This window comes from Pseudomonas sp. B3G-3 (assembly GCF_028640915.1).
Classification (GTDB): Bacteria; Pseudomonadota; Gammaproteobacteria; order Pseudomonadales; family Pseudomonadaceae; genus Aquipseudomonas; species Aquipseudomonas chlororaphis_I.
On record NZ_JAQZAB010000121.1, the window covers coordinates 142,886 to 155,302 of the forward strand.

A 12,417-nucleotide genomic window follows, 5' to 3' on the forward strand; every position below is an offset into this window, starting at 1 on the left:
TGACCATTACAACGTCCAAAAGAACATAGCAACAATTTTCATGCCAGCTGTCAGACTTTAGCGCTGAACAACAAGCTGCTCGCATCATTCAAACTATTGGCCAACTTCAGGACTTCTTCGTTGGGGATCTGACGAATCACCTCACCGGAGTCACTGGCAATGACCTTGACGACAACCTTGCCAGAAGGCTCGTCGATAGAAAATTCCAGGTTACGTTTGACCGATTGCACAAACTCTTCAATTTCCTTAATGGCCATTTTCAGTTTGTCCTGCTCGGTTTGCGCACTCTTACTCTCTTCCTTGACAGTCGGCAGCGCCACAACGTCCGCTCGAGGCTTCTCCACAGGCTTGTCAGCAACAGGCGTTGCCGGCTTGGCCGCAGGATAAGACAAGTTCAGCTTCATGCTCATATCCATGTCCATCACCTCTTAAAGTAAAAAGCGAGAGAGCACGACCAGCGCACTCCCCCGCCAAAGCTTAGTCAGCTATTACTGAAGCAGTTTCAGTACAGCGGACGGCAGTTGGTTGGCCTGTGCCAGAACTGCGGTGGAAGCTTGTTGCAGAGTTTGTTGCTTGGTCAGCTGTGCAGTTTCAGCAGCGAAGTCGGTATCTTGTACGCGACCCAGTGCAGCACTGGCGTTTTCGTTGATGTTCTGCAGGTTGGAAATGGTGCTGGTCAGGCGGTTTTGTGCAGCACCGAGGTCAGCACGGCTGGAGTTGATGGTTGCCAGAGCCTTGTCGATCGCGTCGATCGAAGCCTTGGAGCTGGCTTCGGCGGTGGTGCTGTTGTTACCGGTAATGGCGATAGCACCGGAGTTAACACCCAGGGTGGTAGCGTCGAAGCCGCTGGCCAGAGTGATGGTGATCTGGTTGGTAGCACCGGTGTTGGAACCGACCTGGAAGGTCATGGTGCCAGCAGTACCGTCGATCAGGTTCTTGCCGTTCAGGTTGGTCGACTTGGCGATACGAGTCAGCTCGTCCGACATCGAAGCGAATTCTTTGTTCAGTGCAACACGGTCAGCAGTACCGTTGGAGTCGTTTCGTGCTTGAACGGCCAGTTCACGCATACGTTGCAGGATGTTGGTGGATTCCTGCATCGCGCCTTCAGCGGTCTGAGCGATGGAGATACCGTCGTTGGCGTTTTTGATCGCCATGGTCTGACCGCGGATCTGCGAAGTCATACGGGTAGCGATTTGCAGGCCGGCGGCGTCGTCTTTTGCGCTGTTGATTTTCAGGCCGGAAGACAGGCGAGTCATCGAAGTCGACAGAGCGTCGGAAGCACGGTTCAGGTTCTTCTGAACGTTCAACGATGTGACGTTAGTGTTTACTGTTAAAGCCATGACGAATTCCTCGTTGGTTGGGTACTGCGGCTTCCGGCCCTGGCAACCGCCGGGTATGGCCTAGAGAACCTTCGTAATAGTTATCGTCGGCAATGCAAGTTGCTTTAGGGGATTTTCAAAAAATTTTGCCATCAGCGTGCCACCCCTCGTAAATCAAGGGCTCGGCGTTCTTAAGCCGTGGAAAAATGACGCCAGAAAAATGCCGGAGAGGGCCCGAGCGAGGAGGTCGCCCGGGCAGGCAGGAAATATTTCAGTCCGTCGAGAGGGAACACAGCACTTCAACACATTCGTATTGCAGGTAGTCGGCCAGGGCCAGCCAGTTTTGTTCTTGCTGGCATTCGAACATCAGGCCAAGCAATGCCCCCCAGTCCTGGCGCTGCTCTTGCGACGCGCTATCGATCACCGGCTGGATCGCCCCCATCAACTGGACCATGGTCATGGCCGCCTCGACATCACGCCCCAGGCGAAAGCCTTGGGCGCATTGCTGCAAGCGGGCGATCAACCCTTCGATTTCGCTCATTGGCTGAACTCCGGATGATAGGTCGTCCCGGCGATCATCGCCCCGTCCCGACTGCTGTTATAGAAGCGCACCCGCGGATGACCGGCGATAAAGCGCTCCAGCTCGCACAGGTAACTGCGGAAATTGAGTTGGGTCCTGACCCGCTGGCCATGCCCATCCAGCACCCAGTGCCTGGCCGCGCCCAACTGCGGCCCCAGCTCACCGTCGAGCCAGCCGGCATGGGTCTTGTTCATCGGGAAGGCAAAGTCGGCACCGAACAGGGTGACCTGCTCGGCACCCATTTTTACCGCCAGGTCCACCGCCGGATGAATCACGCTGCCACCGACATACAACTGTGCCTTGGGCAGTTGCTCGCGCATCCGCGTGTAAATCGGGCTGGCGGAATACCCGACATACCGCGGCCCCTGCCAGAGCGCCAGAATCTGCGGATCGACCATCGGCAGATAGACCAGGGTGATGGCTGCCGATTTTTCTGGCGGCAGGTGCAGGCCGGAAATCCGGTGATCGATACTGACCACAATGTCCGGCTCGATCCCCTGCTTGAGCAGCGGCCGGTAGGCGGTATCGACACAGATAAACAGAGGCCGCCGGGCTTGGGCGCGAATCTCGCGCAAGCGCTCGAAATGCCGTTCCAGGCTCGGCCCGGTGGCAATCACAAAGACCTCGCGGCCCGGCTGGGTGCCGAACAACTCGGCCACGTCACTGTCGCCGGTCACCAACTCGGCACTCGATTGCAGGCGCTGGGTGACCTCAGGGGAATCGGCCACGAAATCACGGTTATTGAAGGCCAGGTGCACCTCGCTAACCAGACGATCGCGGATCTTGGCGTTGTAGTCATCTGCCAGCACCAGCTCGGACGGCAAGGCGAAGAACGGCAACTGGATTTCCGCCAGATCGCCGGCATAACCCAGTTCCACTCGAGGATCGTTCAACCAGGCCCGCTGATCGAGCAATTGCAGCACCAACGCAAACACCGCGCCGTTCAGGATATGCACCTGCAAACGTTGCAGCGCCGGGTTTTCCAGCAGTATCTGCTGCAAGTCGCCCAAGCCGGTGCCGTACAGATGGATCACCGGGCTGTCGGCCGGCAGGCTCGCTGCCTGGGTTCGTGCTTCCGCCGTGCGATCGTGGCGGCTGGTGAGCTGAATGCCGGAAATACTCAAGGTCGAACCCAGGCCTTCGACCAGATCCGCCTGCAACCCGGCACTGTCTTCCGCCAGCAACCGTTCAAGCAGTCGTGGCCAGCGAGCCTGTATTGCCTGGGCATTGCCCTCGAAGCTTTCGCTCATGCTGTCTCGCCTATCTTCATGCAAAAAAAATAGCGCTCAGGGTACACCCTGGGCGCTATTTTTTGGATGCCGCGGGATCAACTCATGGGCGATAGATAATCGCCGACCCCCAGGACAGCCCCACACCGAAGCCACTCAGGGCCACACGTTGCCACTTCGATTCGAGCACGTGCTTTTCCAGCAGCAGCGGAATGCTCGACGACACGGTGTTACCGGTCTCGACCATGTCCTTGATGAACTTTTCCGGCTCGCCTTCGAAACGGCGCGCCACGGCGTCGACGATCGCCGCACTGCCCTGGTGGATACAGAACGCATCGATCTGCTCCTCCTTCAGGCCCGACTCATCCAGCAATTCGTTCAAATGCGCCGGGACTTTCAGCAAGGCAAAGTTGAACACCTGACGGCCATTCATGAAAAACACGCCATCGGTGACTTTCAGGTGCGGGGCGCCGGAACCGTCGGTGCCGAACTTGGCCTTGCCCAGCTGCCAGGGAGCGTCTTCGCCCATCCAGGTCGCGGTCGCCGCATCGCCGAACAGCATGGTGGTGTTGCGGTCTTCCGGATCGACGATCTTCGAGTAAGGGTCGGCGGTGACCAGCAGGCCGTTCTTCAGGCCCGCGGCTTCCATGAAGCCCTTGAGCGCGTAGATGCCGTAGACATAACCGGAGCAGCCCAGGGAAATATCGAAGGCCGCGACGTGAGTCGGCAGGCCCAGCTTGTCCTGGACGATGGCGGCGGTGTGCGGCAGACCTTCTTCGTCGCCGTTCTGGGTGACGACGATCAGCGCGTCGATCGACTCGCGCGACAGTTGCGGGTTGTTGGCGAACAGCGCATTGACTGCTTCGACACACAGGTCCGAGGTTTCCTGCGTGGCGTCTTTGCGCGGCAGGAAGGCCGAACCGATCTTGCCCAGGATGAACTCTTCATCCTTCTCGAATTTTGCACCTTGTGCGTAATTGTCTACGCCGGCTACAGGCACGTAGCTCGCAATGCTCTTTATGCCAATCATTACGGCTTCCCAATAATAAACAGCTGAATACCCCGACCATCGGGACCGGGGCTGCCGACAAACAGACATCCTGGCGCCCCTGACGGGCGACAGCGGGAAGAATAGAAGGCTATCACTGCACCGTTTACCGGCCAGGCGCCATCTCCCCGGTCAATACAATACAGTGAAGATGCGCGTTATGACTCGCAGGTCACGCTATTTTGCCGAATCAGCCATACAAACGACTATTCGACAAATGCCCAATCCAGTGCGGTGCCACGCTTGAGGGCCTGGCGCGCGCAACGCCCGAGGATCGCGTCGATGTGCTTGGGGGCCAGCCCCAGGCCCGGACGAATGGCCCTGACGTTATCGCTGCTGAACACCTCCCCCGCCGCCATATCGCGGGTGACATAGAGGGAACGGCGGTACAACACCGATTGCCGCTCGGCCTCGGTCGCGCCGTAACGCACCTGGCCCAGAGCCTGCCAGGCACGTTCGGTTTCCACCACCAGGCTGTGCAGCTCCGCCGGTTCCAGGGAAAAACTCGCATCCACCCCGCCGGCGGCGCGGTCGAGGGTGAAGTGTTTCTCCACCACCGTGGCGCCCAGCGCCACGGCGGCCACCGAAACCCCGACGCCCATGGAGTGATCGGACAAACCGACCTCGCAGCCGAACAGCTCGCGCAAATGCGGGATGGTCAGGATGTTGCTGTTCTCCGGCGAAGCCGGGTAGGTGCTGGTGCACTTGAGCAACACCAGGTCCTTGCAACCCGCCTCCCGGGCGGCGCGCACGCTTTCGTCCAGCTCGGCGATGCTGGCCATGCCGGTGGAAATGATCAGCGGCTTGCCGGTGGCCGCGACCCGACGAATCAGCGGCAGGTCAGTGTTTTCGAAACTGGCGATCTTGTAGGCCGGCACGTCGAGGCTTTCGAGGAAGTCCACCGCGCTCTCATCGAACGGCGTGGAGAATGCCAGCATTCCCAATTCCCTGGCGCGGGCGAAGATCGACGCGTGCCACTGCCAGGGTGTGTGGGCCTTTTCATACAGGGCATACAGCGAGGAACCGGCCCAGAGACTGGCCGGATCCTTGATGAAGAATTCGCCATGCTCCAGGTCCAGGGTCATGGTGTCGGCGGTATAGGTCTGCAACTTCAGGGCATGGGCGCCGGCCTTGGCCGCGGCCTCGACGATCTGCAGGGCAACGTCCAGCGACTGGTTATGGTTGCCGCTCATCTCGGCAATGATGAACGGCGGCGAACCGGCGCCAATCGAGCGCGAGCCGATCTTGAAACTAGTCATTGGGGTTTTCCTTCGATTCACGCGTAAATTCGCCGGTGGCCGGGTCATCCCCAGCACGGCGCAATGGATTGCGGGTCATCTCGAACAGGGCCACCGCCACCCGCGATGCGCCCTGCCCGTCGACCAATTGCCGGGAGCGTTGCGCCAGGCTCTGGCGCTGCGGGTAATCGCCGACGAGCGCCGCGACCGCCTGACGGATCTGCTCGACGCTCACCTGCTCGCTGGGCCCCAGGTAGACATGCATGCCTGCCTCGGCCAACAGCCGGGCATTGGCCTCTTGATTGCCAGCGACGCTGATGCACAGGGTCGGCAGGCCCAGGGCGGCGCGCTCCCAGCTGGTGCCGCCGCCGGCACCGATAAACAGGTCGGCCTCGGCCATCAAGCGGGAAAAGTCGCTGACATAGGCGTGCAAGCGCCAATGCCCGCGACCGGCCGCCAGTTCCTGCATCTGCGCCCAGGCCGGGTTACCGGCCCCGGCGACAAAATCCACCTCCAGGCCGTCGAACGCACTCAAGGCCAGCATCGCCTGGTATGTCTGGCTGGCCGCATCGAAACCGCCGAAATTCACCAGCACCCGATTCGCTCGCTCGCGAATGGCGATCGGCGGGCAGCGAAACTCCTCGCGCAGCAAGGCGAAATGCGGCCCCAGCAGCGCCCGACACTCAGCGTCGATCAAATCGGCATAGGCCTGCGGTGTGCCGCTGAAGTTCTGGTCGAGCAACAGATCAACGGCATGCCGTCGATTGGCCAGGTCATCGATGGCGGCAATCCGCGGTGCCCATTGCCGCGCCGCCTGCTGCCACTGCCAGTCGAGGCCGTAGTGATCGACCAGCACCCAGTCGAATCGCGGCTGATCCTGCAACGCAGCCTGCAAGGCGGCGATATCCGCCTGCCAGGGCAGCGGCGCCTCGATGTCCTGCGCGCATTCACCCGGATAACTCGCCGGCAGGGCGAACGTCAGGAAACCCAGCTCGGCCAGACGCTCCAACTGCTGCCCGGGCAAGCTTCGGCAAGCGAATGCCACTGTGGCGCCCTGCTCGCGCAACGCCCTGGCCAGGGTCAGGCAGCGGGCGATATGGCCGCTGCCAATGGCCGGCGAGGCATCGGCCCGGATCAGCACCCTCACTCCAGCTCTCCACCGGCTTTTAGCGCCGCGTACAGGTACTCCGCGCGCAGCCAGTCTTCCTCGGTGTCGATGTCCTGCACCAGATGCCGCGGCAGGATCACCGGCAGGCTGAGCGGGGAAAACACCAGGTCGCCGCGCAACCAGGCCTCGCTGCGCCCCCAATAGAACTGCCCGGCATCCTGATAGGCCGGTGGCAGGTCCTGGGAGCGTGTGTTGCGAAACTCCGGATAAAGCGAGGTCAGCGCGCCCTGCTCGTCGAGGGTCAGGGCCCGCTGCACCGGAAACGCGAAGCTGCACACGGAAAACGCGAAGGACTTCTCAGGATGAGCCTCCAGCGCCGCCAGGCCCTGGCGCAGGTAGCGCAGCTGCAGCAAAGGCGCGGTGGCGTAAATGCAGCAGGCGTAATCGAAGATCTCGCCACGCTCCTGCAACTGCTGCAAAGCATGCACGATCACCGGCCCGGTGCCGGTGAAATCGTCCGCCAGCTCGGCCGGGCGCATGAACGGCACCGTGGCGCCGCAGGCCCTGGCCAGCTCGGCGATCTCCGGGTCTTCGGTACTGACCAGCACCTGGTCGAACAACCCGGAGCGCAGCGCCGTCGCAATCGAGCGGGCAATCATCGGCACGCCGTCGAACGGCTTGAGGTTCTTGCGCGCGATGCGTTTGCTGCCGCCACGGGCGGGAATGATGGCGATGGCACTCAAGGCTGGGCGGGCTCCTGGATAAGCTGGCGCAATTGCTCGACCACATACGTCTGCTGCTCATCCTCCAGCGCCGGAAACAGCGGCAGGCTGATGGCCTCGGCGTAGTAGCGCTCGGCCTCGGGGAAATCCCCCGCGGCGAATCCCAGGTCGCGGTAATACGGCTGCAGATGCACCGGGATGTAATGCAGATTGACCCCGACCCCGGCCTCGCGCAATGCCTCGAATACCTCGCGATGGGAGCGGCGGATGCGTTCGGGTTGCAAGCGCACCACGTACAGATGCCATGCCGACTGCGCCTGCTCCTGAGCCTGCGGAAGGGTCAGCGGCAGATCGGCCAGCAGGTGGTCATAACGGGCCGCCAGCTGCCGGCGCCTGGCAATGAACGCGTCGAGCTTGTCCAGTTGGGACAAGCCCAGGGCCGCCTGCAGATCGGTGATGCGGTAATTGAAGCCCAGCTCGGTCTGCTGGTAGTACCAGGGTCCGTGGCTGGGCTCGGTCATCTGCGCCGGGTCGCGGGTCATGCCGTGGCTGCGCAAGCGCCGCAGGTGGTCCGCCAGTTGCGGGCTGTTGGTCAGGACCATGCCGCCCTCGGCGCTGGTGATGATCTTCACCGGATGAAAGCTGAACACCGTCATCGTCGCGAATTCGCCACAGCCCACCGGCCGCCCGGCATAGGAGGCACCCACCGCGTGGGAGGCATCCTCGATCAGCACGAAGCCATAACGCTGCGCCAGCTGCGCCATGGCGCGCATGTCGCAGCTTTGCCCGGAGAACGCCACCGCCACCACCACCTTGGGCAGGCGGCCCGTGCGTTCGGCGGCCTCCAGCTTGTGCGCCAGCGCCCGGGCATCCATGTTCCAGGTGTGCGGATCGATATCGACGAAATCCACCTCGGCGCCGCAATAACGGCCACAGTTGGCCGAGGCCAGGAAGGTATTGGGCGTGGTCCACAGCCGGTCTCCCGGTCCCAGCCCGGCGGCCAGGCAGGCAATGTGCAAGGCCGCCGTGGCGTTGCATACCGCCACCCCATGGCCGGCCTCGCAGCGGGCTGCCATGGCCTGTTCGAAGCGTTCGATGGTCGGCCCCTGGGTCAGCCAGTCGGACTGCAGCACCGCGACCACCGCATCGATGTCCGCCTGGTCGAGACTCTGGCGCCCGTAGGGAATCATGCCGACAGCCCGGCATGCAGCTCGGCGATCTGGCCCACCGAGAGAAAATGCGGATTGGTGTCGGAGCGGTATTCGAACTGCTCGTCCACCGGTCGCCCGCGCTCGCCCAGGCCGTCCACGGCAAAGTCGACATTGACGTTGGTAAAGCGGATCGACGGCTGGATGGTGTAGTGATCGGCGAACTCCAGGGTCATGCGCGCGTCATCCAGCGGCACCATCAGCTCGTGGAGTTTTTCCCCCGGACGAATGCCCACCTGCTTGTGCGGCAGGTTTTGCGCCATGCCACGCGCCAGGTCGACGATCCGGATCGACGGGATCTTCGGCACGAAGACTTCACCGCCATGCATGCGCGAGAAGCTGTCGAGCACGAACTGCACCCCGTGATCCAGGGTAATCCAGAAACGGGTCATGCGCTCGTCGGTGATCGGCAGCTCGCGGGCGCCTTCGGCGATCAGCTTGCTGAAGAACGGCACCACCGAACCCCGGGAGCCGGCCACGTTGCCGTAGCGCACCACGGCAAAACGGGTCGGCTGGTCGCCGGCGATATTGTTCGCCGCGACGAACAGCTTGTCCGACAGCAGCTTGGTCGCGCCATACAGGTTGACCGGGCTGGCCGCCTTGTCGGTGGACAGCGCGACCACTTTCTTCACGCCATTGTCGATGGCCGCGGCGATGATGTTTTCCGCGCCGTTGACGTTGGTGCGGATGCACTCGGTGGGGTTGTATTCCGCGGCCGGCACCTGCTTCAGGGCCGCGGCGTGCACCACATAGTCGATCCCGCGCATGGCCTGGCGCAGGCGCTCGGCATCGCGCACGTCGCCAAGGAAATAACGCATGCAGGGCGCATTGAAGGTCTGCTGCATTTCGTACTGTTTCAGTTCATCGCGGGAGAACACCACCACCCGCTTGGGCTGGTATTGCTCCAGCAGACGCCGGATGAAATTGCGCCCGAACGAACCGGTGCCGCCGGAGATAAAAATCGATTTGCCGTTGAACATGCCTTGAGTCCTTTTTCCTGTCAGCCAGGCTTATGCGAGCAGCTGTGCCCAGTCGACACTGGCAGGAGCGCCAGGGGTGAAGCCCTTGCCGCTCCGGCTCAGGTTCTGGTTGTAGGCCACATCGTGCTCGAAGCGGGCCTGCCATTTGTCACGCAGCGCCGCCGCGGCCTGGGCATCGTCCGCCAGGGTGCCCGGATGGAGGATCTGCACCTGCGGGGTCCAGACCGTCAACAGCCCGGCATCGGCGACCTTCAGGCACAGGTCGACATCAGCGAATGCTTCGGCGAAATGTTCTTCGTCCAGGCCGCCGACGGCGTTATAGACGTCCTTGCGAATCATCAGGCAGGCGCCGGAAACCGCCGAATAGTTCTGCTCGGCCAGCAAGCCGTTCAGGTAGCCACTGGCGCCTTTCGGCTCACCGGCGAATGCCGCGCCCAGATGCTCGTTCAGCCCGAGCACCAGGCCGGCCGAGGTGGTCCCACCCTTGGCATCCACCAGGCGCGCGCCGACGATCCCCACTTCCGGCCGCTGCGCCTGATTGAGCAGGCTCTCCATCCAGTCGGCATTGACCACTTCGCCGTCGGCCGCCAGCAGCACCAGGTAGTCGCCGCGGGCCTCCTGGCTCGCCGCGTTGTACAGCGCCGCGCCGCTCAGGCGCTGCGGGCTGCGCAGCACGCGGATACGATCGCCCTTCTGCTCCAGGCTGGTGAGCCAGTCGGCCAGTTCTGCAGACTGGCTATGGTTGTCGGCGATGACCACTTCGTAACGCTGGTAGCGCGTGCGTTGCAGCACGCTGACCAGGCAGCGCTGCAGCTGCTCGAGGTTGTCCTCGCTGCGCAGGATGATCGAGGCCAGCGGACGTTCGCCATGACCGTAGTTGATCTGGTAGACGCCGGTTTGCGCCGAGCTGACCTGGGCCCGGTAGCCACGCTTGCCCAGATGACGAGTCAACACCTGGCTGTACTGGGTGTTCTCCTGCGCTGTCGGGGCCTGGCCGAGCAACAGCGGTTCGGCCAGGTGGGCCAGGCCCGCCAGCCCGCCGTCTTCGATCAGGCGCAGCAGCAGGTCGTATTCCATGGCTTGTGGAAAGGCCGTCGAATAGCCGCCGGCAGCCGCCAGCACATCCCGGCGAATCAGCCAGTGGCCGGCCATCATGTCCGGCACGCTTTGCAGCAGGTCGAGGTTGATACCCGGGCGGAACACATCCTTCAGCGCGCCATCGGCGCCGTAGTGGATTTCGTCCATGGCCACCGCGCGGCACCCTTGCGCGCCGAGCAGTTCCAGGCTCGCGCGCAGCAGGCCGCTGGCGGTGAAACGCTCGCCGGCACGGGCCAGGAGCAACCAGTCACGGGAGGATTGCGCCGCGACCTGGTTGATTCGCTCCACATAGTTGCTGGTGCTGACCTTGACGAAATGCACGGTGTCCTGGGCGGTGGTGGTCGCCGGCAGGTCGCCCGTGGTGAAGACCACCACCTGGAAGGAGCGGCAATGGCCGTTGACCAGGCTGTCGAAGGTCGCCTGCAACTTGACCATGTCCGCGTCGAGGTCGAGCAGCAGGATGCCGAAGCTCGGTCCACCGTTGTGCCGGGCCAGGTGCTCGTTGATCGCCTTGAGCTGTTGCGCCTCGGGGTTGCGCGCCTCCAGCCACTTCAGCAGGCGCCCCGAAGGCATGTTTTCCAGCAGCCCCGGGCCGTCCTGGAAAGGCACCGACGCCAGGCGCTCGGCCCAGACCTGCAATTTGCGGGCATCGTTCTGTTCCTCGGAGTCCTGCTCCGTGGAAGCCTGCAGCGAGGCCGCCAGACGCCGGACCACCTCAAGGTTGAACAGGTTGCACGACAGCGCCTCCCACAAGCGGCTGCGCAGGGTGCGATCGGTGTCGTTGGGTTGTACCTGCATCAGTTCCTGCTGCTTGAGCAGTACGCCTTCAAGCTCCTGGAGCTGCAGGCGGCCAGCCGGCATCGCATGCATGAGGAATTCGAACTCGGTCAACAGGTCGAACATCGGCTTGTTGTAGAACGGCATCTCGACGAACTGCTCCGGGCCGAACGAACGCACCGGCTCGGCCCCGGGCTCGACCCAGGCCGAACGGAAAATCATCTTGCCATTGAGCGAGCGCCCGGTGAGCAGGCACTCGGCCATGGCCCTGAAGCTGTCCAGGGCAAGCTGCTTGGCCTGTTGCGGCCCCTGGGCGCTCAAGCCGGTGGGCAACGACGCCAGGAACCCGGCGAACGCCTCGCGCTGGGCCACCGACTTGGCGTCGCCGTAGGTCAGCACCGTCAACACATCGGTGTTGTGCTCCGAGGCGTTGTAGTTGACCTCCCGCACGGCGAACGGGATCGGCAGGATCCGTGCCTTGGCCGAGGCCAGCAGGAAGAAGGTATGGCCGATTTCCTGCCATTCGAAGCTGGTCCCCGGCGGCAGCAGGCTGTACCACTGTTGCAGCAGGTCGGTGCGGGTCACCGCGTAGAACGGCGGCAGGAAATGGCTCATGAACGCCATGACCCGCTCGCCGGCATCTTCCGAGGCGTAGTCCTCGATCACCCGGCAATCGCGCCGGTAGTAGTTCACCTCGGCGGCGCGGGCCAGGTACATCATCCCGTAGCCGTGGCACAGGCCGTAGTCGGGGTTGGCTTCGAGAAACTCCACCGACTCGGTCAGCGCGCCATGCAGCAGGAAGTCGTCGTCGGCGGCAAACACCATGTACGGCGTCGTCACCTGCCCGACACCGTAGGTCAGCTTGTCCTGCAGGCCCTTGTAGGTGTACTGCGGCAGATGCCGGTAGTCGACCTGGGGGAACTGCCCGGCCAGGCTTGCGTCGGCGTGCAGCGAAGAGTCCAGCACCAGGATCTTGCAGGGGTAGGTGCTGTAGTACTGCAAGGTGCGGCGCAAGAACGCCTTGCGATTGTGGGACATCACCACCAGCGTGAAACGCTCGCTCAACGGTGCGCTAGTGTTTTGAGCCTTGTCTTGAACCTGCATCAGTGT

General features: G+C 62.7%; 10 protein-coding genes and 1 pseudogene. All 11 read right to left on the reverse strand.

Features of this window, described 5'->3' with window-relative positions; genetic code table 11:
• Positions 1-50 precede the first annotated feature (50 nt).
• Complete coding sequence (locus PVZ80_RS24945; protein WP_009047695.1) at positions 51-416, reverse strand: flagellar protein FlaG; 366 nt, start codon at positions 414-416, stop codon at positions 51-53.
• Between the two features lie 72 nt (positions 417-488).
• Positions 489-1,340 carry a flagellin domain-containing protein gene (locus PVZ80_RS24950; protein ID WP_009047694.1) on the reverse strand — a complete coding sequence of 284 codons (852 nt, stop codon included), beginning with the start codon at positions 1,338-1,340 and terminating at the stop codon, positions 489-491.
• Positions 1,341-1,590: 250 nt separating this feature from the next.
• Positions 1,591-1,860 carry a hypothetical protein gene (locus PVZ80_RS24955; RefSeq protein ID WP_009047693.1) on the reverse strand — a complete coding sequence of 90 codons (270 nt, stop codon included), beginning with the start codon at positions 1,858-1,860 and terminating at the stop codon, positions 1,591-1,593.
• A complete protein-coding gene (locus tag PVZ80_RS24960) occupies positions 1,857-3,149 on the reverse strand; it encodes a motility associated factor glycosyltransferase family protein (RefSeq protein WP_273864711.1) in 1,293 nt (430 codons plus the stop codon). Before PVZ80_RS24960 ends, PVZ80_RS24955 begins: the two co-directional genes overlap by 4 nt.
• 82 nt (positions 3,150-3,231) lie before the next feature.
• Entirely contained in the window at positions 3,232-4,158 is a 927-nt protein-coding gene (locus PVZ80_RS24965) for a ketoacyl-ACP synthase III (protein ID WP_009047691.1), read from the reverse strand.
• A gap of 224 nt (positions 4,159-4,382) precedes the next feature.
• Positions 4,383-5,435 (reverse strand): pseudaminic acid synthase, encoded by a 1,053-nt coding sequence (pseI, locus tag PVZ80_RS24970; protein WP_124310616.1) that lies wholly within the window; start codon positions 5,433-5,435, stop codon positions 4,383-4,385.
• An 82-nt stretch (positions 5,436-5,517) separates the two neighbouring features.
• Positions 5,518-6,561: pseudogene (gene pseG / locus PVZ80_RS24975) on the reverse strand (UDP-2,4-diacetamido-2,4,6-trideoxy-beta-L-altropyranose hydrolase); the annotation flags it as partial.
• Positions 6,558-7,265, reverse strand: a complete 708-nt coding sequence (gene pseF / locus PVZ80_RS24980) for a pseudaminic acid cytidylyltransferase (RefSeq protein WP_273864713.1) — start codon at positions 7,263-7,265, stop codon at positions 6,558-6,560. The gene pseF and the pseudogene pseG, both read right to left, overlap by 4 nt.
• Positions 7,262-8,434 (reverse strand): UDP-4-amino-4,6-dideoxy-N-acetyl-beta-L-altrosamine transaminase, encoded by a 1,173-nt coding sequence (pseC, locus tag PVZ80_RS24985; RefSeq protein ID WP_009047687.1) that lies wholly within the window; start codon positions 8,432-8,434, stop codon positions 7,262-7,264. Before pseC ends, pseF begins: the two co-directional genes overlap by 4 nt.
• Positions 8,431-9,432, reverse strand: a complete 1,002-nt coding sequence (gene pseB, locus PVZ80_RS24990) for a UDP-N-acetylglucosamine 4,6-dehydratase (inverting) (protein ID WP_009047686.1) — start codon at positions 9,430-9,432, stop codon at positions 8,431-8,433. Before pseB ends, pseC begins: the two co-directional genes overlap by 4 nt.
• 30 nt (positions 9,433-9,462) lie before the next feature.
• Positions 9,463-12,411, reverse strand: coding sequence for a TIGR00180 family glycosyltransferase (locus tag PVZ80_RS24995; RefSeq protein WP_135006323.1), 2,949 nt, complete (start codon positions 12,409-12,411; stop codon positions 9,463-9,465).
• Positions 12,412-12,417: the final 6 nt, after the last annotated feature.

Excerpts from the sequence above, each read along its gene's own strand:
- PVZ80_RS24945 (WP_009047695.1), bottom strand. The coding sequence starts at position 416 with ATGGATATGAGCATGAAGCTGAACTTGTCTTATCCTGCGGCCAAGCCG.
- PVZ80_RS24950 (WP_009047694.1), bottom strand. The coding sequence starts at position 1,340 with ATGGCTTTAACAGTAAACACTAACGTCACATCGTTGAACGTTCAGAAG.
- PVZ80_RS24955 (WP_009047693.1), bottom strand. The coding sequence starts at position 1,860 with ATGAGCGAAATCGAAGGGTTGATCGCCCGCTTGCAGCAATGCGCCCAA.
- PVZ80_RS24960 (WP_273864711.1), bottom strand. The coding sequence starts at position 3,149 with ATGAGCGAAAGCTTCGAGGGCAATGCCCAGGCAATACAGGCTCGCTGG.
- PVZ80_RS24965 (WP_009047691.1), bottom strand. The coding sequence starts at position 4,158 with ATGATTGGCATAAAGAGCATTGCGAGCTACGTGCCTGTAGCCGGCGTA.
- pseI (WP_124310616.1), bottom strand. The coding sequence starts at position 5,435 with ATGACTAGTTTCAAGATCGGCTCGCGCTCGATTGGCGCCGGTTCGCCG.
- pseC (WP_009047687.1), bottom strand. The coding sequence starts at position 8,434 with ATGATTCCCTACGGGCGCCAGAGTCTCGACCAGGCGGACATCGATGCG.
- pseB (WP_009047686.1), bottom strand. The coding sequence starts at position 9,432 with ATGTTCAACGGCAAATCGATTTTTATCTCCGGCGGCACCGGTTCGTTC.
- PVZ80_RS24995 (WP_135006323.1), bottom strand. The coding sequence starts at position 12,411 with ATGCAGGTTCAAGACAAGGCTCAAAACACTAGCGCACCGTTGAGCGAG.